Consider the following 24,555-nt stretch of genomic DNA (forward strand, 5'->3'; position numbering starts at 1 on the left):
CAGATGTTGCGCAGGTTTGGTCATGAGCATTGCAGTGCCGCCTGGGGCCGTCAACGGATGTGGGCCGACAAGATGTCGCCATTCACCTCAGCTCATCCGCGACCTGCTCGTTCCCGCCGAACGGAAACCGGACGGGAGCCGGACAGGAGCCGGACAGGAGCAGAAAGGGAGCCGAACAGGGTCTGGATTCAGCCGAATTGACGCAATCTCAGCCCAGTGCGCGGTCGAGGTTGAAGGCCGCGCTGATCAGCGACAGGTGGGTGAAGGCCTGCGGGAAGTTGCCGAGTTGCTCGCCGGTCGGGCCGATCTCCTCGGCGAACAGCCCGAGGTGGTTGGCGTAGGTGAGCATCTTCTCGAAGGCGAGCCGGGCCTCCTCCAGGCGACCGGCGCGGGCCAGTGCCTCCACGTACCAGAAGGAGCAGATCGAGAAGGTGCCCTCCGAGCCGCTCAGGCCGTCCGGACTGGTGGCCGGGTTGTAGCGGTAGACCAGGGAGTCGGAGACCAGGCCCTTGGTGAGCGCGTCCAGGGTGGAGAGCCACTTGGGGTCGGTGGGCGAGATGAACTTGGCCATCGGCATCATCAGCAGCGAGGCGTCCAGCTCGCCGTCGTCCAGGGACTGGACGAACGCGCCCAGCTCGCTCGACCAGCCGCGCCGCATGATCTGGTGGTAGATCGCGTCCCGGGTCTGCCGCCAGCGGGGCAGGTCGGCCGGCAGGCCGCGGCGGTTCGCCATCCGGATCGCCCGCTCCAGCGCCACCCAGCACATCAGCCGCGAGTACACGTAGTTCCTGCGGCCCCCGCGGGTCTCCCAGATGCCCTCGTCGGGCTGGTCCCAGTGCTCGCAGAGCCAGTCCGCCACCATGCCGACGTCCTCCCAGCCGTCGCTGCTGATCGGCTGACCCCACTTGTCGTACAGGTAGATGGAGTCGATCATGGCTCCGTAGATGTCCAGCTGGAGCTGGCCGGTGGCGGCGTTGCCGACCCGCACGGGTGCGGAGCCCAGGTGGCCCTCCAGGTGCGGCAGCGCGTACTCGGGCAGCTCGGTGCGCCCGTCGATGCCGTACATGATCTGCAACGGGCCGTTCGCGGCGGTGTCGCGCATGCGCTCGAAGAGGAAGCCCATGAACGCCTCGGCCTCCGAGGTGAACCCGAGGCGCAGCATCGCGTAGACGCAGAAGGCCGCGTCGCGGACCCACATGTACCGGTAGTCCCAGTTGCGCTCGCCGCCGACCTGTTCGGGCAGGCTGGTGGTGGGTGCGGCGACGATCGCGCCGGTCGGCGCGTAGGTGAGCAGCTTGAGCAGCAGGGCGGAGCGGTGGACCATCTCCCGCCACCGCCCCTGGTAGCGCGACCCGGCCAGCCAGTGGCGCCAGAACCGGACGGTCGCCTCGAACTGCTCCTCCGCCTCGGCGCGCGGACACGACCGGGCCGGGACGTCGTCGCCGATCTGGTCGAGGGCGAACACGACGGAGTCGCCCTCCAGGAGCTTGAAGTGCGACCACACGTCCAGTCCGTCGGTCTCCAGCGGCGCGGTGGCGGTCAGCGCGAGCGTGAGCGACGGGGAGCGGAAGACCGCGACGTGGCCTTCGAGGGACACGGTGTGCGCCTCGGCGCCGTAGCCGAAGCGCGGGGCGATCCGCGCCCGGAACGGGAGGATTCCCCGGACACAGACCAGCCGGCGGATCAGCCGGTGCCGGGCGACCTCGGGCGACTCGTCGGCCACGGGCATGAAGTCCTGGATCTCCGCCACGCCGTCCGCGGCGAAGAAGCGCGTGATCAGCACGTTCGTGTCGGGGAAGTAGAACTGCCGGGTGCGGGTCGGGACGTCCGCGGCCAGCTCGAACGATCCGCCCCGGTCCGCGTCGAGGATGGCCCCGAACACGCTGGGCGCGTCGAAGCGCGGACAGCAGTACCAGTCGATGGTGCCGTTCGTGCCGACCAGGGCGGTCGTCCGGAGGTCGCCGATCAGGCCGTGCTCGGAGATCGGCAGGTACCGGCCGCTGTCCGCCTGCTCGAACCCCGTCGTGTCGAACGCCATGCCGACCTCCCCGCCGCTGTGGCGCGGGCTTGGAGACGAAGCCTTCCCAGCCATGGTAGATCGCCGTCGGCATGAAGGCCGGGCCGAGCACCGGCCGGGCCTCGCGGGCCCCTGCCGGTGCGGGCCCGGCCGGGGCGACCTCCGGCCGGTGCGGCTTCCGCCGTGGGCGCGGCCCCTCCCGTCCCGGCCGGGCACGAGGGGCCACGCCCCGTGGTCAGCGGGTGACGCTCCAGACCAGGCTGCGGGTCAGCGCCGGGGTCAGGGCCGGGTCGATGACGGCCGAGGTGGGGTCGTTCGCGACGGCCTTGAGTTCGTGCGCGGCGGGCTTGGGGCCGGTGGGGCCGAGGTCGGAGACGGCGATCGTCTTGCGGTCGCGCAGGGCCGTCACCTCCTTGCCGTCGAGGTACCACCGCAGCTTGGTGCCGGAGACCGGGAGGTCGACGGTGAGGCGGTCGGTCGCGGTCAGCCGGGTGGTGACGGGCGTGGCGCTGGAGAGGGTGGAGGCGCGCCGGTAGAAGCCGGCGATCATCGCCTCGCGGCCGGGGAGGTTGAACTCGCGGCCGAGCGAGCGCATCACCGAGTTGTCGGTCGGCCGGTTGAGGCCGGACGGGTAGTTGCTGGCGCCCTGGTAGGCACCGACCTTGCCGCCGTCGGGCGAGGTCTTGCCGAGCCAGCGGTACCACTTGGTCTTGTCCTGGCGCATCCGGTCGGCGCTCAGGGTGGTGATGTTGGGCTGCCCGGGCTCCGCGCCCTGGTAGGGCCCGGCCCCATCGGCCCAGTACTCGTCCGCGAGCTTGCCCAGCGAGTGGCCGGTCTCGTGCACCGCTATCTGGCCGGACGCGCCGTTGCCGCCCGCCACGGTGGCGATGCCCTCGTACCCGAGCGGCGACTGGGTGCTGCCGTAGCCGGCGCCGCCGTACTTGGCGGTGTTGGCGACGACGATCACGAGGTCGGCCTGCGGGGCCTTCGCGGCGTAGGCGTCGACGGCCTTGACGTCCACGCACAGCAGCCGCTCGATGGAGTTGCACCAGAAGTGCGAGCCGAGGGCGGTCTTGCGGACGGTGTTCTGCTTCGGGTCCCCGGAGACCCCCGACTGTGCGGAGACCGCGCCCACGGCCCACACGTTGAACAGCTTGCGGTAGGTGGCGTAGGGCTCGACGGCGCTGATGTCCTTCCACTTCGCCGCGGCGTCCTTGCGGAACTTGTCCTGCTCCGAGGCCGTGTAGCCGTCGCCGATCATGACCACGTCCAGCTTGCTGTCCGTGCTCCCGTTGTTGACGACCTTCGTGACGGCGCCGTCCCCGGCAGCGGCCCCGGCGGCGTCCACGCTCATGGACTGCTCGGCGACGAAGGGGGACGCCGAAGGGACCTTGGTCCGGCTGATGGCGCCGTCCTCGGCGAAGACCTCGACGTCCTGGTCGCCCGGGAAGGCGTCCGGGAAGGCGTCCGGGAAGGCGGTGACGGCGGCCGGGTCGGACGGGACGGCGACCGGCTCGGACGGGGCGGCGACCGCCGGGCCGACGCCGACGGCGAGGGCCGCCAGCGTCGTGACGCCGGCCAGGAGGACCGAGGTGAACCTGCTGTTGCGCAAAGGAGTTTCTCCGAAATCGACGGGCGGCGAGGGCCGGTGACGAGCTTTCCGGGACATGACGCGCGGTGCCGCACGGTCCCGCGCCGTGACACCGCCGCCCCTCGCCAACACGGCGGCACCAGGCCCGAGCTGACTGGGCGACATCGCCCGGTCGCCACCTCACCGGTGGATACGGCCGGTCCCCCACGAACGGTTCACACCGGCTGCCGCCATGGTGGTGACGGCGTCCTCGAAGTGGTCGACGACGGCCAGGCGGCCGGAGATGTCCACTCGTACGACGCCGCCTGCGCGCAGCCGGCCGAACGAGGGAAGCCCGGGCCCAGTCATGAGCAATCCCCGCGCTCGGCACGGGGCTTGAGCACACTCCCGGCCCGGGCTGTCGCGAGCACGGCCGGCGACAGCCGAGTGGCCAGGTTCCTGGCCAGGATGCCGCCGCGGCCGGCCGGGACGAGCAGCGCGAAGGCCGCTCGTACGGACTGCCGGGCCTGGTCCACCAGTCCCCGGTGCGCGGCCTCGTAGCGGGCCAGGGCCGCGCGGTGGTCGGCGGGATCGGCGGCCAGGGCATCGGCCAGGCTGTAGGCGCCCGCCATGGCCAGGCTGGAGCCGCCGCCGAAGAGCGACACGCAGGACGCGGCGTCGCCGAGCAGCGCGACCCGGCCCCGCGACCACCGCGGCAGCCGGACCTGGCTCACCGCGTCGACGTACAGTTCCTCGCTCTCGCGCACCTGCGCCAGCACCTCGGGCGCGCGCCAGCCCATCCGGGCGAACGCGGCGGTCAGCAGTCGCCGGTGCTGCTCGGTGTCGCGGTGGTCGAAGTCCGGCACGGCGGCGGACCGGACCATGAACGCGGCCAGCGGCCTGCCGCATCCGGGATGCACGCAGAGGGCGCGGCCCGGCGCGTTGTGGATCGCCACTTCCCGCAGGTCGCCCGCCGCCCCGGCCAACGGCATGGTGGCCACGTACATCCCCAGGTGGCGGACGAACCCGGGTTCCGGGCCGAAGGCCAGCCGGCGGACGGCGGAGTGCAGGCCGTCGGCGCCGACCACCAGGGCGAAGCGGCGGGGGCGGCCGTACTCGAAGGTGACGTCGACACCCGCCTCGTCCTGGCTCAGGCTCGCGATCGAGTCGCCGAACACGAACTCGGCGTCGTCCCGGCTCGCTTCGTGGACGATCGCGGCGAGATCGCCGCGCGGCAGCTCGACCGTGTCGGCCCGGGCCGCGCCCGACAGGCCCCGCAGGTCGATCCTGCCCACCCGGCGGCCCGCGCCGTTGTAGAAGCCCACACCGGTCACCTGGGTGGCGGCCGCACGGAGGCGGTCCCTAATCCCCATCCGCTCGGCGACCTCCATCGCGCGACCGGCGACATCGACCGGGCTGCCGCTGGAGCGTACGGCCGCGGCCCGCTCGACCACGGTCGGCTGGAAGCCGTGGCGGGCCAACCAGTGGGCGAGCGTCGGTCCGGCGATGCCGGCCCCGGAGATCAGCACGGTGCGATCGGCCGTCTTGGTCGAGGCGTTCATGGACGCTCCTTCTGTCATCGCCTGATCGCGTGTCATCGCCTGATCACGGTCAGGCCGACTCGCGGCAGCCGTCGCCGGTCAGCGGTCGCGCCGACGCTCCCGGACTGACCATCGGTCAGTAATTCGACGCTACGCCCTGACCGCCGGTCAGGCAAGGGACAGCGACTAGGCTCCCCCCATGACTGCCGAGAACCCCGACACTCGGGCACGGATCCTCGCGGTGGCCCTGGAGGAGTTCGCCGCGCACGGCTACCACGCCACCTCGGTACGCGGGATCGCCGAACGGGTGGACGTGACGAAGGCCGCGGTGCTGTACCACTTCCCCAGCAAGGCGGACATCCTCGGCGCGCTGATCGAACCGATGCTGGACGACCTGGACGCCGCGCTGGCACCCACCGACCCGCCGGATCCGGCCGCAGCCCGCTGGGCGGCGATCGAGGGGCTGCTCGACGTCTGGCTGCGCCACCGCGACCTGCTGCGGATGAGCCTGTACGACGCGGCGCCGGGCCTCTCGGGCCCGGGCTTCACGCGGTTCCGCGACGGGATGATGCGTGCGAACGTCCTGGTGGCGGGGCCCCGCCCGGACTTCGTCGCCCGGGTGCGCGCCGCCCAGACGATCGCCATGCTCTCCGACCCGGTGATCCTGCTCGCCGACGCCCCGCCCGAGGACCTGCGCGCCTGCGTCCTGGCCGGGGTGCACCGGCTGCTGGACGGCCCCGAACCGCCCGCCGCCGGCCCCGGCCGCGTCGGCGGTGAGCGGCGCGGCCGACCGAGCGCGATGAGCCCGGCGATGGTCGACACCGCCCGGCGCCTGCACGCGGCCGGCCGCACCGCCGAGCAGATCGCGGCGGCACTCGGAGTCTCCCGGGCGACGGTCTACCGCCACCTGCCGACGTAGCCGGAGACACGAGAACGGCCGCCAGACAACGGCTAATAATGAGACTTCATTGAGACACCGGAGGTCATCTCAGCGGTGATGCCGGTCGAACAGGCGCAGGAAGTCTCCACCCCGCCGGTGCTCCGGGTCTCACGGCGCGTCACGCGCCGCTGGCCTCCTCGATGCCCGATCTCGCGGCGGCGTCCTGCTGTTGACGGGGCAGAGCGACTGGCCCGGTCCCGGGACGGGCATCAGGAGCACGGATGAGGCGCCGCACGAGCGGGTTGACGGGCAGGGTCGCGGCGAAGGCGGTGACGAGGAGAACGGTGAACAGCCGGTCGCCGATGATGCCGAGGTCACGGCCCAGCGTCAGGATGAGGACCTCGCCGAGGCCCTTGGTGTTGAGCAGGACCGCCACCGTCGTGGCCTCACCGCGCGGCACGCCGATCAGCCGGGCACCCAGTCTGGCGCCGGCGAACTTGCCGCCCCACGTGACGGCCAGGAACACCACCACCGCGACCAGGCTTCCGGAACCCAGCCCGCCGATGTCCACGGACAGCCCGGTGAGCGCGAAGAAGACCGGCACCAGCAGCGCCCCCGCGTGGCGCATCGGCGCCTCGACGGCGTGCCGCAGTTCCTCGGCGGCGTCGCGCGGCATGGCCAGCCCGAAGGCGAAGGCGCCGATCACGGCGTGCATGCCGAGCCACGAGGTGGTCCACGCGGACAGCAGGATCCCGCTGCCGAGGGTCAGCAGGACGAGCAGGGGATGTCCGTCGGCGCGGGCCGGCCGGCGCAGCAGGCGTCGCAGCAGCGGGCGGATCACGAAGGCCATCGCCGCCGCGTAGCAGGCGAGTTCGGCGAGCGAGAGGAGGACGTGGTCCGAGCCGCCGCTCCGGGCCACGGAGGCGATGCAGGCGACGCCGCACCAGGCGGTGATCTCGGTGAGCGCCCCGCAGGCCGTGGCCATAGCCCCGGTGCGGGTCGCCTGCAACTGGTTCTCCCCCACGATGCGCGCGAGCACCGACAGCGCGCTGGCGGACAGAGCGATGCCCAGGAACACGGCCAGCAGCACGGGGGACGTCTCCGTACCGATGAGGCGGGGCCACCTGGCCACGAGGACGACCGCCAGGGCGACCGCGAGGGCGAAGGGCACGGCGACGGAGGCCGCGGTGACCGCCACCACGGTGCGGACCCGCCCGTTCAGCTGCTTCAGGTCGAGCTCCCACCCGACGGCGAACATGAAGAGCGCGATGCCCAGTTGGGCGATCACCGAGAGGTGCTCACGGACCTGGGGCGGGAAGAGGACGTGCGGGAGGTCGCCCGGCAGCAGCCCGAGGACGCTCGGCCCCAGGATCACCCCGACCGCGATCTCGCCGACCACCACCGGTTGGCGCAGGCGGGTGCGCAGCGGCGACAGGGCGAGCCCGATCAGCAGGATGGTCGCGATGTCGGCGAGCACGGTCGAGGAGGAGCCTTCCATGGTCGTGCGCCTTCCTGGGAACGGGGACGTGCGCGGCCCGGGGGCGCGGCCCCTGCATTATCGGGAAGGGCCCGTTCGTCGACGTAGCGTTCCCTGCGTGTCGCGGGCGCGCGGCTCCTCCCCCGCGCCCCGACCCGGACCTTCACGCCCTAGTTGGTGCCGGCGGTCAGCTCGCTGAACAGTTTGTTTGCCGACTCGGAGGCGAACTGGCGCTGGAGCTCGGCGCGGGCGATCTGCTTCTTGAACTCGCCCTCGTAGCCGGTGAAGCCCGCGTTGTGCATGGTGTCGGTGATCCACGTGGCGAACGCCTGGTAGTTCCAGATGTGTGGCAGGCAGGTCTGCGAGTAGCTGTCGAGGAGGCCGGAGTCGCCCTCCTTGGCGTGGCGGATCACTGCGCGGGCGAAGACCTCGGTGTCGTGCAGAGCGAGGTGGATGCCCTTGGCGCTCATCGGCGGCACGATGTGCGCGGCGTCGCCCAGGAGGTAGAGGCTGCCGTAGCTCATCGGGTCGAACACCACACTGCGCAGCGGAACGATCTGCTTGGACAGGATCTGCCCGCGCGAGGGCGGCGTGCCGAAGCGGGCCTCCAGCTCGCTCCAGATCCGCTCGTCCGGCCACTGCTCGGGGGTGTCGTCGACCGCGCACTGCAAGTAGATCCGGCTGGCTTCGGGGCCGCGGGGGATCATCCCGGCCAGTCCCAGTTCGTGGATCGCCATGCCCGAGGGCTTGGTCTCGGTGGCGGCCAGGACGCTGAGCCAGGAGTAGCCGTACTCGTGGGAGTACTCGGTCAGCGCGGAGGCGGGGATGGAGCGGCGGGAGACGCCGTGGAAGCCGTCGCAGCCGGCGATGAAGTCGCAGTCGACGGCTCGCGCCGCACCGTCGGCGTCCCGGTAGCGCACCACGGGGTGGCCCTGGGTGAGGTTTTCCAGGGTGACGTCTGCGGCTTCGTAGCGCAGGTCACCGCCCTCGCGGAGGAAGACCTCGGTGAGGTTGCGCACCAGGACCTGCTGCGGGCAGTACAGGCTCTCGTTGTTGTCCTCGTCCACGTCGATCGGCATCGCGTGGCCGTCGATGTAGAAGCCGCCCTCGCTGTACGGGATGGGGTCGCCTGCGAGGACCTCCTCCAGGCCCCATTCGCGGAGGAGGCGCACGCCGAAGGTGTCGATCGTTCCGGCGCGCTGGCGCTTCTCGACGTAGGCGCGAGGGTGCTTCTCCAGCACGACGCAGTCGACGCCGTTGCGCAGCAGGAAGTTGCCGAGAGTCAGACCGGCGACGCCGGCCCCGATGATGACGACGGCCGTGTCGTCGTGTGTCTCAGTCATGCGTGCGAGCCCTTCATGATCCGTGCAGTGGTCGGTACGCGCCGAGCGCGTACGTCGCGGCGGCGGCCGTGAGGTCGGAGGGCCGGCGCTCGCTCGCTGTCCACTATGGAAGACCCGGCGGGCCGCGAACCACTGGTAAGTCGACACCCGATACCGGAAACCCGCCAAGCTGGCTCTGGCGTCGCGCGCTGTGCACCTGACCAGCGCGAACCGCCCGGGTGGGGGCTAGCGCGCGTGGAAGCGCAGGCCGGCCTGATAGCGGCCGGGGGTCTGGCCGACGACTTCGGTGAAGGCGTCGATGAAGGTGGACGGATTGGACCATCCGCACGCGACCGTGGTCTCCGTCACCGTCATCCCGTCGGTCAGGTGCGCCAAGGCGTGGTGGATGCGCAGCGTGGTCCGCCAGCGGTGGAAGCTCATGCTCAGCTCGGCGTGGAACAGGCGGCTGAGCGTGCGCTCGCTGGCTCCCACCGCCTGGCCGAGCTCGGCCAGGGTGCAAGGCCGGGCGGGGTCCGCGCGCAGCAGGTCGGTGGCGGCGCGCAGCCGGTCGTCGCTCGCTTCGGGAAGGTGGAGGGAGGTCTCGGCGGCGTCGGCCAACTCGTCCACGATCACGGCGAGCAGGCGCCGGTGGGCGCCAGGCCGCCGTTCTGGCTCGTCGGTGAGCGCCAGAAGGGCCTCGCGCAGCAACGGGCTTACCGCGAAGACGCTGGGGTGATCGATGAGCACGGCGCACAAGTCGAGTGGGACGGACACCAGCCGTACGTCGGTCTGCCCGTAGAAGCGGTGCGAGTGGGCAAAGCGCGGAGGCGTCCAGGTGATCCGGTCCGCCGGGGCGACCCACGTGCCGCGCTCCGTCGCCGTGACCAAGGCGCCGGCGGCGGCGTAGACCAGCTGACCGTGGACGTGGCTGTGTGGATCGAGCTGAAAGCCGTGCGGCAGCCAGGCACCGCCTTTCAGGATCTCCTCGTCTGCATCGGCGGGCAGCGGTGAAGTATGGCGGGTTGTCGGCATCGGGCGTCAGTTTACCGGTGGTCTCGCGCAGAGCGTCGCGCCGACAGTGGTCGCATGACCACGGTGACGCTCAAGTCCCGTCCCCGGTGGAGGTAGCGGTGGCCTCCCGGATCCAGCGCCCGCGCAAGCGGCGGATGCTGTCGTTGACCGTGCAGGGAAGCGAGCAGCCCAGTCCGCATTTCATGACCGTCACGCTCGGCGGCGAGGACGTCCAGCACCTGGAGCGGGCAGGCTATGTCGCCTTCCCCGCCGCCGTATGGGGCGCCTTTGCCGCGGCCGTTCGCGAGGGCGAGTTCCCGGCTTAGCGCACCCGGCCGGGCCGGTCACTCGTGGGGGCGGGCCAGCAGGGCTGCCGAGTTCGGGTCGCCGACGAAGGTCGCGGCCACTCCCTTGACCACGGCCAGCGCGGCCGGCAGTGCCGCCACGGCCGCCGCCTTGAACGCGCCGATCGACGTCAGGTCGAATCCGTCGGCCAGCAGCAGGCCGAGGAACGCCACGGCGTAGGTGGCGACGGTGCGTTCGGCCAGGTCGATGATGAACTTCCGCATGGTCGGGACTCCTTCGCGGTGAAGGTGCAGAGGTACGCGGGGGGGCACTCGGAATCGCCGTCCCTGGTGTACACGTTCACGCTGTCGAGTTCCGACGACGGGCTCGGCGGCCAGTCCGGTGCCGGGTTCACCCACCGGCCCGGTGCCCCGCACACGCGTGGTGTGCGGGGCACCGGTTCCAGAGGCCACTTGGCCGTCACCCTTCGTGCAGGGCCCACTTGCTGCTGTCGACCTGCACCGTTCCGGGCAGCGCGATGAGTTCGGGCTTGAACAGCGGTGGCGCGCCCATCGCGGGCTCCCAGGTGGCCAGCTTCTCGTCCTGCGGAACCTCGATCCGCCGGTCCGCGGTGAGGTCGGTGACCACCTTCAGGAGCAGTCGCACGCCGAGCGGCGCCAGGTGGTCGCGCCAGAGGCTCTGCGCGGTCGAGCCCGGGGGCACGAACAGGTGCTCCTGGGCGGCGAGCGGGCCCGCGTCGGTGCGCTCGGTGAGGTGGTAGACGCTTCCGCCCGTCACCTTGTCGCCGTCGCGGATCGTCCACCGGATGGCGTCCCGGCCGCGGTGCAGCGGCAGCAGGCTGGGGTGGTAGCCGATGGTGGCGACGGCGGCCCGGGCGCGGGTCTGGCGGCCGAGGAAGGCGTGCGAGTGCGCGGCGACGATGATGTCCACCCCGTCCGGGATGTGCCGCGCGCGCAGTTCGGCCGAGTCCGTCCACGGGACGTCCTTGTGGTACGCCCAGGAGCGCAGGCGGTCCCAGCACATCGCGTCGCCCTCGTCGGACTTCCCCTTGCGCAGCCGGGGGGCGGCTGCGCCGACGATCTTGTGCCCGTCGTCCGACAGGGCTTCCGCGACCGCGACCGCGAATCCCCCTTGTCCTGACATGTAGATGTTCATCCGGATCAGTCGACCTCTTTCAGTCCGCGGTGGTCGGGCTCGAACCGCACCGGCATCGTGGAGAACCCGGTCAGGAAGTTGGACCGGATCCGCAGCGCCTCCTCGGTCTGCTCGAACCCGGTGGTGAAGTCCCGCAGGGCCGTGAGCAGTTCGGCGATCTCCACCTTGGCCAGGTACGAGCCGACGCAGAAGTGCGGACCGTAGCCGAAGGCCAGGTGCTTGTTGGGGGTGCGGCCGAGGTCGAACACCCCGGGCCGCGCGAAGACCCGTTCGTCCCGGTTGCCGGAGGCGTGCCAGAGCGTGACGATGTCGCCCGGGCGCAGCCGTACGCCGTGCAGTTCGGTCTCCCGTACGGCGCTGCGCCCGAAGTGCATCGTGGGCGAGGCCCAGCGCAGCACCTCGTCCACGGCGGTCTCGACCGCGACCTCGCCGTCCTTGAACCGCCGCCACTGCTCGGGCCGGGCGGCGAGCGTGTGGACGCAGTCGATCATCGTCAGCCGGCTGGTCTCGTCGCCGCCGATGATCAGGCTGTAGCAGTTGAGCACGACGTCCTCGTCGGACAGCGGCACACCGTCGATGGAGCTGCCGATCAGCATGCTGATCACGTCGTCGCCCGGGGACTCACGCCGCTCCTCGACGACGTCCAGGAAGTACATCAGGATCTCGTTGCGGGCCATCTCGGAGTCGACCTCGTCGACCTCCTCGTCCTCGGCCGACAGCGCGGTCTTGGTCAGGCTGAGCAGGTAGTCCCGGTCCTGCTCGGGCACGCCGAGCAGGTTCGAGATCGTGGTCATCGGGATCCGGCCGGCGATCTCCTCGGCGAACTCGCAGCCGCCGGACTCGACCGCCTCGCGGATCCACTGCCGGGTGTTGACCCGGACCGTCCGCGCGACCTCGTCGAGCACCCTCGGCGAGAGCACCCGCTGGAGGATCTTGCGCAGTTCGTGGTGCCGGGGCCCGTCGGTGACGGCCAGCATCCGGCCGGCCCCGGCGTCGCCGCCCTCCAGGAGCGTGACGAGCACGTTGCCGCGCTCGGACGTGAAGTTCGCGTTGTCCCGGTAGGTGGCCATGATGTCGTCGTGGCGGGAGAGCACCCAGAACCCCCGGCGGCCGTCGACGGGCGGGTTCCAGTGCATCGGGGCGGTGTCCCGCAGGGTGCGCCAGAACCCGTCGAGGTCGTGGTCCGCGAAGGTGGCCGGGTCGCCCAGGTCCACGGTGTCCGGTGCCGGCGTGCTCATGGTCACCAGTCCGTGCGCCAGAACCGGCGCGGCTGGAACGGGTAGGTGGGCAGCGGAACGCGGCGGCTGGCCTCCCCCAGGTGCAGGGCCTCGAAGTCCACCTGCTGGCCGGTCACCCAGGCGGCGGCCAGCTCGGACAGCGCCCGCGCGTCCTGGCCGGACGGCACGATCCCGTTGTCGTTGCGTGAGAAGCGGGAGAAGGAGCCCGGGTCGGTCTGCGGGGCGGCGGCGGTCGTGGTGGCGGGGCCACGGGCGGCGTCGTCGGACAGCGCCGCGATCAGCTCCGCGCGGCTGCGGACCACGGCCGCCCAGCGGCGGGCCATCACCTTGCGGCCGAGGTTGAGGCTGAAGCAGACGTCGTCCAGGCGCAGGTCGGGGTCGGCCTCCAGCCGGTCCTTGAGCCGCGCGCGCTGGCGGGCCAGCGCGTCGTCGTCCAGGGCGGACAGGGTGGCCAGCCGCGGCCGGCCCTCGTCCTCGGGGGCGCGTCCGGCGGCCGTCGGGGCCTCCTCCAGCAGCAGGTGCGCGTTGTAGCCGCCGCCACCGATCGAGGTGATGCCCGCGCGGCGGATGCCGGCCTCCGGCTCCCAGTGCGCCCCTTCGACCTGCGGCACGAAGGGGGTGCTGGGGAAGTCGAGGTCCTGGTTGACCTCGGTCAGGTTGATCGTCGCCGGGAGCGTCTTGTGGTGCAGCGCCAGCGCGGCCTTGATCGCGCCGAAGCCGCCCGAGACCACGCCGCCGTGGCCGACGTTGCCCTTGACCCCGCCGATCGAGGTGGTCGCGGTCTGCTTCCCGAACGCCATGGTCGCCGCGTGCACTTCGAGCTCGTCGGTCATCGGCAGGCCGAGGCCGTTGGCCTCGTACATGGACACCGTGTCCGGGGTGACGCCGCCGACCTCCATGGCGTTGGCGATGCAGGCGCTCAGCCGCTCGGGCTGGGCCAGGCCGTACGCCATCGCGCTGACGCCGTTGTTGTTGACGGCCGAACCCTTGACCACGGCGTAGATGTGGTCGCGGTCGGCGACGGCGTGGCCCAGCGGCTTCAGCAGCACGGTGACGACCCCGCTGGACAGCGCGGTGCCGGTGCCGTTGGCGTCGAACGGGCGGCAGTGGCCGTCCTTCGACAGGATGCGGTTCTCCTCCCACAGGTGGCCGCGCGGGTGCGGCAGGCGGACCATCGCGCCGCCGGCGATCGCCAGGTCGGTCTGGCCGAGCAGCAGCGACTGACAGGCCAGGTGCACCGCGTAGTGGAAGCCCGCGCAGACGGCGGCGACGGTGACGGCCTCACCGATGAGCCCCATGTAGTACAGCGCGTTGGAGGTCATGGTGTCCGGCGACCACGCCAGGCTGGCCTCGATCGCCTCGGGGCCGACCGACACCCGGTCCGGCGGGGAGCTGTAGAGCGCGGCGGTCTGCGGGTTGTTGGCGCCGTACATGCCGATCTCGGCCCTGAGCCGGTCCGGGTCGTAGCCGCCGTCCTCCAGCGTCTCCCAGGCGCTCTCCAGGAACAGCCGGTTCTCCGGGGTCATCGCGGCCGCCATCCGGTCGCTGATGCCGAACACCGACGGGTCGAACTTGTCGTACGTGTCGAGCACGCCGCAGGCCCGCACGTAGAACGGGCTGTGGATCAGGGTCTCGTCGACGTGGATGTCGTCCTTGGCCAGGAACGACACGGACTCCCGGCCGTGGACGAGGTTGTCCCAGAACTGCTCCTTGGTGCGGGCTCCGGGCGCCCGCAGGGACATGCCGATGACGGCCACGTCGCCCGGGTCGTACTCCTGCTCGGGGTTGTCGGTCATGGGGAGGCTCCTGCTTCGTTTCGAGTGAGGGTGACTCAGCGGCCGCTGTACGCAGACGCCGGCGGCTCAGCGGCCGGTGGCGCCGCCGCGGCCGCGCAGCGCGGCCCGGCGGGTGTTGGCACGCGCACGGGCGGACTGGACCGCCTCGGGGGTGGCGCCGCTCTCGTCGTCGAGCCAGCGGGCGAGGGAGGAGATGTCGCGGAAGCTGAAGAGGTCGGGCACCCGGACGCGGCGGTCGAAGCGCCGGGTCATCAGCCGGGCGAGGCGGATGAGCAGCAGGGAGTCCCCGCCGAGGTCGTAGAAGGCGGACTGCACGTCGATGCTCGACGGTTCGAGGTCGAGCAGCTGGCCCCAGATCTCCGACAGGGCCACCTCGGTCGGCGTGCCGGCGGCCGTCAGGGGCCCGCCGCTGTCGGCGGCCGGCGGCTCGGGCAGCGCGTTGCGGTCGAGCTTCCCGCCCGGCCCCAGCGGCAGGGCGGCGAGGACCACGAGCGTCGCGGGCACCATGTAGTCGGGCAGTTCGACGGCGAGCCTGCCGGTGACGGCGCTCTGGAGCGCGGCGTCCAGCCGGGGGCCGCCTTGCGGCGCGTCGTCGCCGGCGGGCACGACGTAGCCGACGAGCCGGTTGCCCCGGACGACGGCGGCGGCCTCCCGGACTTCGGGGCAGCCGGTCAGCCGGGCCTCGACCTCCTCCAGCTCGATGCGGTAGCCGCGCAGCTTGACCTGGTGGTCGGTGCGGCCGAGGAAGCGGAGTTCGCCGCCGTCGGTGAACTTGACGACGTCCCCGGTGCGGTACATCCGCTCGCCGTTGCGGAACGGGTCCGGCACGAAGCGTTCGGCCGTGGTGCGCGGCCGGTTGACGTAGCCGTGCGCGAGGCCGGCGCCGCCGAGGTAGAGCTCGCCGGGCTCGCCGGCCGGGAGCGGCTTCAGCTGCTCGTCGAGCACGTAGACCCGGTCGCTGGTCGTCGGCGGGCCGATCGTCGGTTCGTCGGTCCCGTCCTCGGGCACCGGCCCGAACGAGCAGAAGACCGTGCCCTCGGTGGGGCCGTAGGCGTTGAACACCCGGTCGGCGCCGGTCTCCCGGTAGGTGCGGTCCACCAGCTTGCGGCGCAGGGCCTCGCCGCCGAACACGACCGTGCGCACGTTCGGCGGCAGGGCACCGGCGTCGAGCAGGCTGTTCATGACCGAGGGGACGACGTTCAGGTGGGTGATCCGGTCGGCGTACCGGCTCTCCGGCAGGTGCACGGCGCTCTCGACGAGCACGACGGCGCCGCCGCGGCACAGCGCGTTGAAGATCTCCATCACGGACAGGTCGAAGCAGACCGAGCTCGCCGCCGAGACTCCGCTCAGGTCGCAGCCGTCGAGGACCCGGTCCATCTCGGCGAGCATCGCCACGCAGCCGCCGTGCCGGACGGCCACGCCCTTGGGCCTGCCGGTGGAGCCCGAGGTGTAGATGACGTACGCGGTGTCGCCGGGCACGACCGCGACGGGCTTCGCGCCGGGCTCGGTCGTCACGCTCTCCCCCAGCACGACCACGGTCGGTCCGGGCGGGCAACTGGCCCGGGACGCGGGGGTGGTGAGCAGCAGGCGGGTCCCGCTGTCCTGGACCATGAAGGTCAGCCGGTCGGCGGGGTAGTTCGGGTCCAGCGGCAGGTAGCAGGATCCGGCGCGCAGGGCCGCCAGGATGCCGACGAGCAGGTCGGGGGTGCGCTCGACGCAGATGCCGACCGGGACGCCGGGGCCCGCGCCGTCGGCGACCAGCCGTTCGGCCAACTCCCGGGAGTGCTGGTTCAGTTCGCCGTAGGTCAGGACGCCGGCGTCGGAGTAGACGGCGGTCGCGTCGGGGTTCTTGAGGGCCTGCTCGACGAACGCGGAGTGCAGGGTTTCGGTCACCGGTCCGTCTCCTCGGGGAGGCCGGTCGGCGCGAAGTCGCCGATGGCCCGGTCGGGTTGGGCGATCGCGTCGAAGAGCACGGTGCGGTACAGCGCGAGCAGTGCCGTCACGGTCTGCCTTTCCAGGTAGCTCGGTTTGAACTGGACGTGGCCGGCCACCTCGCCGTCGATGTCGGCCATCGAGATCTCGAGGTCGAACTTGGCGAGGTGCCTGCGCACCTGAAGCGGTTCGAGCGGCAGCGCGCCGTCGGGCGTGATGGTGTCGCCGATGCCGTGGAAGAGCTTGACGGACCGGGGGAACGCGTCCGAGGACAGCCAGTTGACGACCACGTCGAACCACGGGGAGCGGCCCTCGGCCCTCGGCGGCCGCAGCTGGGAGGCCAGCAGGTCGAGGGGGTAGTTCATGTGCTCCAGGAGGCCGAGCGAGAAGGCGTGGACCTCGCGCAGCAGCTCGCGGAAGCTGCGGTCACCGGCGGGGTTCGCCCGCACCAGCACGGTGTTGAGGTAGTAGCCGATGGCGGATTCCCAGCCGGGTTCGGCGCGTTGGGCGATGGCGGTGGCCAGTACGGCGTCCTCGGTGCCGACCGCGCGGTTGAGCGTGGCGAAGAACCCGGCCAGCACGACGGTGCTGATCGACACGCCTTCGCGCACCGCGAACTCCCTCAGCAGGCAGGTCTCTTCGGCACTCCAGCGGAAGGCGAGGTCGCGGCCCTCGTAGGTGACGCCCGGCGGCCGCTCCTTGGTGGACAGGTCGAGGTGGGCGGGCGGGTCGGCCAGCTTCCGCGACCACCAGTCCAGGGCCGCGCCGGCCGCCGGGCCGGCCAGCCACTGCCGCTCCCACGCGACGAACTCCGTGTACGGGGCGACCGGCGCGCTGTCGGCGGGGTCGGCGCCCTCGTAGTACTCCTGGAGTTCGCGGATCATGACGTCGGCCGACGCCGCGTCCGACGCGATGTGGTGGACGAGCACCAGCAGGTAGTGGTCCGCCGGTCCGCGCGTCATGAGGACGATCCGCACCAGCGGCCCGTTGTCCAGGTCGAGCGGCTCGTGCCCGTAGCGGGCCAGTTCCTCGCGGGCCTGTTCGTCGTCCAGGTCGGTGCCGTCCGCCACGACGAACTCGTACACCGGTTCGTCCAGGATGACCTGGTAGGGGCGGCCGCCCGCCTCCACGAAGAGGGTGCGCAGGGCGGGGTGGCGCTCCATCACGGCTCGTACGGCGCGGTCCAGGGCCTTCTCGTCGACGGCGGCCCGGATCCGGGCGGTCACCATGAAGTTGTAGGGCACGGCGTCCGGCGCGACCATCTGCATGAACCACAGCGAGGCCTGGCCGTGCGAGGCCGGTGCCAGTGCGAGGCCGAGGCCGTCGGCGCGCAGCTGGTCCAGGGCCGGTGCGTCGGTGGCCTCCAGCAGTCCGCGCGCGTCCAGTTCGTCCACCAGCTCCTCGGCGTCCAGTTCGGACAGCTCGTCGAGGTACGTCCGGTCCGGCTCGGCCTCGGGGGCCGAGGCGGGGGCGGGGGCGGAGGCCGAGGCGGGGGCGGCCGGCGGTACGGGCGGTGCCGTCGCGGGCGCGGCCGGTCCGGCGGTGAGCTCGACGAAGTGGCCGACGACCTCGGAGATGGACCGGCCGTCCAGGAACACCACCGGCGACACCCGGTGCCCGAACAGCGACTGCAGCCTGTTGACGAGGCGGATCGCCAGCATCGAGTCGAGGCCGAAGTCGAGCATGCTGGCGTTCACGTCGAACCTGCTCACCGGCACGCCCAGCGCGTCGGCGAGCTCGGCGAGGACGACCTCCGCCACCGGCCGGATCTCCGTCGGCTGCTCCTCCACCACCACACGGGCCACGGGCACGGCCGCGGCTTCGACGGCCGGGGCCGGCGCCCGGACGGGGCGGGGCTCGGTGTCGATCCAGTAGCGGTCCTTCTGCCACTGGACGAGCGGCGTCTCCACGACCTCGACGTCGTCGGCGAACAGCGGGTCGAAGGTCAGCGGCAGGCCCCTGACGTACAACGACGCGGCGGCGCCCAGCAGGCAGCGGACGTCGCTCTCGTCGCGCCGCAGGGAGTTGATCGCGTGCACCTGGGCGCCACGGGTCAGCGCGATCTCCTCGACCGCGCCGCGCAGCGTCTCGTGCGGGCCGATCTCGATGAAGGTGCCGACGCCCTGGTCGACCAGTGCGCCGATCGTCTCGGCGAACCGGACCTGGTTGCGCAGGTTGTGCACCCAGTAGTCGACGTCGGCGACCGGGTTCACCGTGTCGGCCAGTGCCGTGGAGTGGAAGTCGATGCCGGGCGTCAGCGGGGTGATGCCGTCGATGCCCGCGCGCAGCGGCTGGAGCAGCGGGTCCATGCCGGGGCTGTGCACCGGCCGTTCGACCCGGATCCGCCGGGTCGAGATCCCGTCCCGCTTGAGGTCGGCCTCCAGGGCGTCGACGGCTTCGGGCGAGCCGGAGACCGCCGCGCTGGTGGGGCTGTTGACCACGGCGACGGCCGCGTGCGCGGCGTAGGGGGCGAGCCGCGGCAGCAGCTCCGCCTCCGGCAGGTCGACCGAGATCATGGCGCCCGCGGCGGCCTTGCGCTCCAGCAGGTGCGACCGGGCGACCACCACGCGGGCGGCGTCCTCCAGCGACAGCGCGCCGGCCACGCAGGCGGCCGCGACCTCGCCCAGGCTGTGCCCGACGACGGCGGTCGGCTGGATGCCGAGTCCGAGCCAGACCTTCGCCAGCGAGACCTGGAGGGCGAACAGCACCGGCTGCTGGAAGTCCATCTCCTCGTACCCGGCCTCGTCGGCCGGGGCGGCGAGCCGGTCGAGCACCGAGCAGCCGCCGGCCGCGCGCACGGCGGCGTCGCAGGCGTTCATCCAGGTGCGGAAGCCGGCGTGCGAGCGCAGGAGTTCGCGGCCCATGCCGACCCACTGGGTGCCGCCGCCGGAGAACACCAGCGCGACCCGCCGGTCGACGGTGCCGGAGACCGTGCCCGTGACGACGTCGGGGTGCGGCTGGCCGGCGGCGACCCTGGCGAGGCCGTCCAGGACGTCCTGCCGGTTGCGGGCGAACAGGGCGATCCGGTGGTTGTGGTGGGTGCGCCTGGCGGCGAGCGTGTAGGCGAGGTCGGAGACCCGCAGGCCCGCGTCGCGTTCGACGTGGTTGGACAGCTCGCGGCAGGTGTCGGCCAGCGCGCCGGCCGTACGGGCGGTGACGGGGACGAGGTGCACCTGCTCGTCGGCGGCGGCGTCGCTCCGGCCGGGCGTGACGTGCCGCCCGCGGTCGCCCGCGAGGAAGGGGTGGGCCGCGACGGGGAGGCCGGCGGTGTACAGGGCGCCGAGCGAGCCGAGCAGGGTCGAGGCCTCGTCGGCGCCGCGGCGCAGCGAGGGCAGGGTGGTCGCCGTCAGGATCTCCGACACCGACTTGAGCAGGACGGGGTGCGGGCTGATCTCGATCACCGCGTCGACGTCGTGGTCGCGCAGCTTCGTCAGGGCGTCGACCACCCGGATCTCCCGGCGCAGGTTGTCCGCCCAGTAGTCCGGCCCGAGCTCGGCACCGTCGACGCGTTCGCCGGTGACCGTCGAGATCATCGGGATGCGGGTGGTCCGGGGCCTGATGCCGTCGAGTTCGACCTTCAGCGGGGCGAGGACGTGGTCGACCAGCGGGGAGTGCGGGGCGTGGCCCATCCGGACCCGGTGGTTGGTGACGCCCGCCGCGGTCAGCCGCCGGACGAGGTCGTCGATCTCCTGCGGTGTGCCGGTGACCAGGGTGGAGTTCAGGCCGTTGTGGCCGGAGACGGTGAGCCGGCCGGTCAGGTACGGCCCGACCTCGTCGGCGGCGGTCATCACCACGATGCCCTCGCCGCGCCCCACGGCGAGCTGCTGGAGGAGCCGGCCGTGGTGGGCGGCCAGGCGGGAGGCGTCGTCGAAGTCGAGCGCGCCGGCGATGTGGGAGGCGGCGAACTCGCCGACGCTCTGCCCCACGACGACGTCCGGCTCCACCCCCAGCGAGCGCCAGGCTTCGGCCAGCGCGACCTGGAGGGAGAACAGCAGCGGCTGGAAGACGTCCATGTCGTCGATGCGGCCGTCCGGGGACATCAGCTGCTCGACGAGCGAGAAGCCCAGCAGTTCCCGCATCCGCCGGTCGGACTTCATCATGGACCGGCGGAACACGGGCATTCCGGCGAGCAGTTGCCGGCCCATGCCCACCCACTGCGAGCCGTTGCCCGAGAACAGGAAGGCCACCCGCGGCCTGCGTCCGGTCCGCTCCCCGACGCTCAGCCCGGCGGCCGTCGCCCCGCTGCCGAAGGCGTCCAGCTGGGAGCGGAGTTCGGGCATGTCGCGGGCGGTGGCCGCGAGCCGGAACGGGCCGTCGCCGGGCGTCCGGCGGCAGAGCGCGCGCAGGTCGCTCTCGTCGCGCAGCGCCCGGGCCCGCTCGGCCAGCGCCTCCCGGGAGTCCGCGGCCAGCAGGAGCAGCGAGCTCTCGGGGCGCGGCAGTTCCTCGACGGCGACGTGACAGATCGCGCCGCCGAACCCGAACGAGCTGACGCCGCCCCGGCGGGCGTCGGAGCGTCGCGGCCACGGCGCCAGCCGGTCCTGGACGGTGAGGTTGTACTCGTCGAACATGATCTGCGGGTTCGGCGCGCTGTAGTGCAGGCTCGGCGGCAGCACGCCGTTGCGCATCGACATCGCGAGTTTGACCAGGCCGACGATGCCGGCGGCCGCCTCCAGGTGCCCGACGTTGGACTTGACGGACCCGAGCCGCAGCGGCTCCGTACGGCCGCCGCCCAGCACCGCGCCGATGGCGTTGGCCTCGATCGGGTCGCCGAGGGGCGTCGCGGAGCCGTGGCACTCGACGTAGTCCACGAGGTGCGGGGCGATGCCCGCCCGCTGGTACGCGGTGCGGAGCATCTTCTCCTGCGCCTGGGGGTTCGGCGCCGTCATGCCGTTGCTCAGACCGTCGTTGTTGGAGGAGCTGCCCTTGATCAGGCAGTACACCGGCAGGTCGCGTTCCAGTGCCACGCTCAGCGGGGCGAGCACGACGACGCCGGCGCCCTCGCCGCGGACGTAGCCGTTGGCGCGGGCGTCGAAGGACTTGCAGCGGCCGTCCGGGGCGAGCGCGCCCATCGCGTCCATGGCGGTGTAGTAGTCGGAGACGAAGCTCAGGTTCACGCCGCCGGCCAGCACCAGGTCGCTCTCGCCCAGCCAGATCGACTGGCAGCCCACGTGCACCGAGACCAGCGATCCGGCGCAGGCGGCGTCGATGGCCATGCTCGGGCCCTGGAGGCCGAGGACGTAGGAGACCCGGTTGGCGATGATGCCGTCGTGCATGCCGGTCGCGGTGTGCGGGGTGATCTGGCTGTCGGGGCCGCGGTAGTGCGCCAGGGCGGCGTAGTCGCCCCAACAGGAGGCCATGAACACGCCGGTGTCGCTGTCGACCAGGCTGTGGGGCGCGATGCCCGCGTCCTCCAGCGCCTCCCAGGACAGCTCCAGGATCAGGCGCTGCTGGGGGTCCATCTGGACGGCTTCGCGGGGCGAGATGCCGAAGAACAGCGGATCGAACCGGTCGATGCCGTCGATGAAGCCGCCCCAGCGCACCCTGTCGTTCAGCAGCTCGCGTCGCGCGGCCGGTACCGGCCCGACGGCGTCGCCGCCCTCGACCAGCAGCTGCCAGAACGACGACGGGTCCGGCCCGCCGGGGAACCGGCAGCCGATGCCCACGATCGCGACGGGCTCGTGCGAGGGCGGTCGGCGGCGCTCGGCACTCGGGGCGGGCTCCGCGGCACGCGGACCGTCGACGAGCGCACGCGCCAGCCCGTCGACGGTCGGGTACTGCCACATCCAGGTGGCCGGGACCTGCCAGCCGAGGAACTCGGACAGCGAGGCCGCGAGCGTCACCGATCTCAGCGAGTCCAGTCCGTACCGGTGCAGCGGCGCCGAGCGGTCCACCGCGCTCGCGGACACGTCCAACAGCTCGACAACACGGGAAAGCAGGAAATCCGTTACGGCGGAAATGTCTCGCGCTGCGCGCTCTCGGGGCACGGCGACTCCCTCAACAGGGCGGATGGAATGGACGGGTGGAGCTTCACGGCCGACCGGTCGGGGGGGTTCGGTCCGCACCCGGGCAGCCGGACACGGGGGCGGCTCATGACGCGGAGGGTCCCCTTCGCCGCATCAAGTACCTGGGTGGAGCCGACGGTCGGCATGCGGATGGGATCGGCGTTTCCGATCTCCGCGTTCACAGCGAGTGAGAACTCCCGTTCGTGTACCGCTGTTTCGGCTGGCGGCGCAGCTCGCTCACCGCGGGAGAAATCACGGGCATCTCTGGGTCACATCGGTCCGCGGGTGCATCGACGACAGGATCGCGTACGCGGATTCTTCACCTGCGCGGCTACTGTCGATGGGCTCCAAGGTCCATTTGGTCAAGCGCGACGAGTATGCTGATTGAGGCAAAATGGATCGTCAGTGCTAATCCGACCGGCGGACAGCAGAGTGCCAGTTTGTTAATGGTGAGACAAGCGCCATTCGAGGGCCGGTTGAGGCAGTGGCGAGATTTGATCTCCAAGTGTCCGGTTCGAGTTGGAGCTGTCGGCGGTCCGAAATGGCGCCTCGACTCAGCAGCGCCCCCGCGTCACCCCGCCCCGGCCGGGATAGGCGCACGACCCCGCGAAAGGCGCGCTCCACCGGCACGCGATTGGGGTAGACAGCGACTGAGCGCCCCATGCAAGCTGACCCCCATGGCAGTTGAGAATCTTGATTCGGCGTCAGTCGATGCCGACCGTTCCTTAGCCGGTCCCACCGGCCGCGACGTCGACGGCAGGCCCGCATGACCGACGCCACCGATACCACCGACAGCACCGACAGCACCGACACCGCGGTCAAGCCGGCGCTCCGGCCGGGACTGGCACTCGGCGTCCTGGCCGGGGCGCTCGCCCTGGACGTGAGCGGTCTCGGAGTCCTCAACGCCGCACTGCCGTCGGTCGGAGCGCGCTTCGACCTGGACGAGACCACGCTCCAGTGGGTCATGACCGCCTACGCCGTCACGTTCGCCGGCTTCCTGCTGGTGGGCGGCCGACTGGCCGACGTCCTCGGCCGGCGGCGGGTGTTCGAGGTCGGGGTCGCCCTGTTCACCGTGTCCGCGCTGGTCGGGGCGCTGGCCCCGGACACCGCGGTGCTGCTGGGTGCGCGCGCCGCCCAGGGCATCGGCGCCGCCCTGTCCGGGCCGGCCGCGCTGGCCCTGCTCACCCAGACGTTTCCGGCCGGTCCGGCGCGCAACCGGGCCTTCAGCGTGTACGCGGCGGTCGGCGCCGCGAGCTTCAGCGGCGGGGTGCTGCTGGGCGGCGTACTGACCCAGTTCTTCGGCTGGCGTTCGGTGCTGTGGTTCTCGGTGCTGCTGGGGCTCACCGTGCTGGCCGCGACCCGCGCCGGACTGCCCGGTGGCGCCGGGCACAGCGGCCGGCTGGACCTGCCCGGCGCGATCACGGGCACGCTCGGACTCACCCTGCTCGTCGTCGGCGTGAGCAGCGACGGCGCGACGGCGTGGATCGTCCTCGGCGCCGCGGTGGCCTTCCTGGTGCTGTTCCTCGTGCGCGAGCACCGCACCGCCGACCCGGTGCTTCCGCTCGGCCTCTTCCGGATCAGGTCGGTCCGGGCCGCGAGCCTGGCCGCCTTCCTCCAGTACATGGGATCGGTCGGGCTGCTGTTCTTCGCGCCGCTGTACCTCCAGGGGATGCTGGACTACTCCCCCTTCGAGTCCGGTCTCGCGCTGGTGCCGATGTCCCTGGCCGTGTTCCTCACCGCCAACTTCGCCACCGGACGCCTGCTGGCCCGGTACACCCCGCGCACGCTGATGGCGGTCGGCCTCGTCCTGATCGGCGGGGGTGCCGCACTGTGGCTGGGCACACCGCACGACGGCGGCTACGTGCAGTACGTGCTGCCCGGCCTGGTGCTCAGCGGCATCGGCCAGGGGCTGAACTTCCCCTCGATGACGTCCGCCGGGCTCACCGGAGTCCCGGCGCGGCAGCACGCCGTCGCCGGGGCGGTGAACGTCGTGGCGCAGCAGATCGGCGCCAGTGCGGGCGTCGCGGTGATGGTCCTGGTCGCCGCGACCGGCACGGACCAGCTCGCCGGCTACCACCTCGCCTACCTCACCGCCGCCGGCGCGTGCGTCCTCGGTGCGGCGGTCATCGCCGTACGACGGCAGGCCTGAGGGGCCCGGCCTGCCGGCTCCCGGAGTTCGGGGTTCGGGGTTCGGGGTTCGGGCGAGATCATGCGGAAGGGGGGGGGGGCGCGCCCCCCGGGGGGGGGGCCCCCCCCCCCGGGGCGCCCCGCCCGGGGGGGGGGGGGGCGGCCAGTGACGCGGGGTGGG

At 72.2% G+C, this 24,555-nt stretch carries 16 protein-coding genes; 3 read left to right on the plus strand and 13 right to left on the minus strand.

Annotation, left to right across the window (positions count from 1 at the left end):
• Nucleotides 1-208: 208 nt before the first annotated feature.
• The 4 genes from ACIO9K_RS11085 to ACIO9K_RS11100 all read right to left on the minus strand — a co-directional run bounded on the left by ACIO9K_RS11085 (nt 209) and on the right by ACIO9K_RS11100 (nt 5,149).
• Nucleotides 209-2,038 carry a glycoside hydrolase family 15 protein gene (locus tag ACIO9K_RS11085; RefSeq protein ID WP_400328549.1) on the minus strand — a complete coding sequence of 610 codons (1,830 nt, stop codon included), beginning with the start codon at nt 2,036-2,038 and terminating at the stop codon, nt 209-211.
• A gap of 214 nt (nt 2,039-2,252) precedes the next feature.
• Entirely contained in the window at nt 2,253-3,629 is a 1,377-nt protein-coding gene (locus tag ACIO9K_RS11090; protein WP_400328552.1) for a M64 family metallopeptidase, read from the minus strand.
• Between the two features lie 159 nt (nt 3,630-3,788).
• Nucleotides 3,789-3,956 carry a hypothetical protein gene (locus ACIO9K_RS11095; protein ID WP_363621529.1) on the minus strand — a complete coding sequence of 56 codons (168 nt, stop codon included), beginning with the start codon at nt 3,954-3,956 and terminating at the stop codon, nt 3,789-3,791.
• A complete protein-coding gene (locus ACIO9K_RS11100; protein ID WP_400328555.1) occupies nt 3,953-5,149 on the minus strand; it encodes an FAD-dependent monooxygenase in 1,197 nt (398 codons plus the stop codon). Before ACIO9K_RS11100 ends, ACIO9K_RS11095 begins: the two co-directional genes overlap by 4 nt.
• Nucleotides 5,150-5,327: 178 nt before the next feature.
• On the opposite strand from ACIO9K_RS11100, the gene ACIO9K_RS11105 reads away from it, so the two are divergent.
• Nucleotides 5,328-6,047: a TetR family transcriptional regulator gene (locus ACIO9K_RS11105; protein WP_400328558.1), complete on the plus strand. Its 720-nt coding sequence runs from the start codon at nt 5,328-5,330 to the stop codon at nt 6,045-6,047.
• Between the two features lie 139 nt (nt 6,048-6,186).
• On the opposite strand, the gene ACIO9K_RS11110 is transcribed toward ACIO9K_RS11105, so the two are convergent.
• From ACIO9K_RS11110 to ACIO9K_RS11120, 3 genes are all read right to left on the minus strand, one after another.
• A complete protein-coding gene (locus ACIO9K_RS11110) occupies nt 6,187-7,506 on the minus strand; it encodes a cation:proton antiporter (protein ID WP_400328561.1) in 1,320 nt (439 codons plus the stop codon).
• A 149-nt stretch (nt 7,507-7,655) separates the two neighbouring features.
• Nucleotides 7,656-8,828 carry a 4-hydroxybenzoate 3-monooxygenase gene (locus tag ACIO9K_RS11115; protein WP_363588783.1) on the minus strand — a complete coding sequence of 391 codons (1,173 nt, stop codon included), beginning with the start codon at nt 8,826-8,828 and terminating at the stop codon, nt 7,656-7,658.
• Between the two features lie 225 nt (nt 8,829-9,053).
• The gene (locus tag ACIO9K_RS11120; protein ID WP_363588785.1) at nt 9,054-9,839 is read right to left on the minus strand and encodes a helix-turn-helix transcriptional regulator; all 786 of its coding nucleotides are present in this window, start codon (nt 9,837-9,839) and stop codon (nt 9,054-9,056) included.
• A gap of 98 nt (nt 9,840-9,937) precedes the next feature.
• Between ACIO9K_RS11120 and ACIO9K_RS11125 the strand changes: the two genes are divergently transcribed.
• Entirely contained in the window at nt 9,938-10,144 is a 207-nt protein-coding gene (locus ACIO9K_RS11125; RefSeq protein ID WP_400328566.1) for a hypothetical protein, read from the plus strand.
• An 18-nt stretch (nt 10,145-10,162) separates the two neighbouring features.
• Here the strand turns inward: ACIO9K_RS11125 and ACIO9K_RS11130 are convergent, their stop codons facing one another.
• The 6 genes from ACIO9K_RS11130 to ACIO9K_RS11155 all read right to left on the minus strand — a co-directional run bounded on the left by ACIO9K_RS11130 (nt 10,163) and on the right by ACIO9K_RS11155 (nt 22,307).
• Nucleotides 10,163-10,387 carry a holin gene (locus ACIO9K_RS11130; protein ID WP_063346317.1) on the minus strand — a complete coding sequence of 75 codons (225 nt, stop codon included), beginning with the start codon at nt 10,385-10,387 and terminating at the stop codon, nt 10,163-10,165.
• Nucleotides 10,388-10,583: 196 nt separating this feature from the next.
• Complete coding sequence (locus ACIO9K_RS11135) at nt 10,584-11,279, minus strand: formyltransferase family protein (protein ID WP_363588788.1); 696 nt, start codon at nt 11,277-11,279, stop codon at nt 10,584-10,586.
• A gap of 5 nt (nt 11,280-11,284) precedes the next feature.
• Nucleotides 11,285-12,523, minus strand: a complete 1,239-nt coding sequence (locus tag ACIO9K_RS11140) for a cytochrome P450 (RefSeq protein ID WP_400328570.1) — start codon at nt 12,521-12,523, stop codon at nt 11,285-11,287.
• A complete protein-coding gene (locus ACIO9K_RS11145) occupies nt 12,520-14,313 on the minus strand; it encodes a beta-ketoacyl synthase N-terminal-like domain-containing protein (RefSeq protein WP_400328573.1) in 1,794 nt (597 codons plus the stop codon). The genes ACIO9K_RS11140 and ACIO9K_RS11145 overlap by 4 nt, the downstream gene beginning before the upstream one ends.
• A gap of 66 nt (nt 14,314-14,379) precedes the next feature.
• Nucleotides 14,380-16,206, minus strand: a complete 1,827-nt coding sequence (locus ACIO9K_RS11150; RefSeq protein ID WP_400328576.1) for an amino acid adenylation domain-containing protein — start codon at nt 16,204-16,206, stop codon at nt 14,380-14,382.
• Complete coding sequence (locus ACIO9K_RS11155) at nt 16,203-22,307, minus strand: acyltransferase domain-containing protein (protein WP_400328579.1); 6,105 nt, start codon at nt 22,305-22,307, stop codon at nt 16,203-16,205. Before ACIO9K_RS11155 ends, ACIO9K_RS11150 begins: the two co-directional genes overlap by 4 nt.
• A 706-nt stretch (nt 22,308-23,013) precedes the next feature.
• On the opposite strand from ACIO9K_RS11155, the gene ACIO9K_RS11160 reads away from it, so the two are divergent.
• Complete coding sequence (locus ACIO9K_RS11160; protein ID WP_400328582.1) at nt 23,014-24,396, plus strand: MFS transporter; 1,383 nt, start codon at nt 23,014-23,016, stop codon at nt 24,394-24,396.
• The last annotated feature ends 159 nt before the right edge of the window (nt 24,397-24,555 follow it).

The sequence above is a fragment of the Kitasatospora sp. NPDC087271 genome (assembly GCF_044744605.1).
GTDB lineage: Bacteria > Actinomycetota > Actinomycetes > Streptomycetales > Streptomycetaceae > Kitasatospora.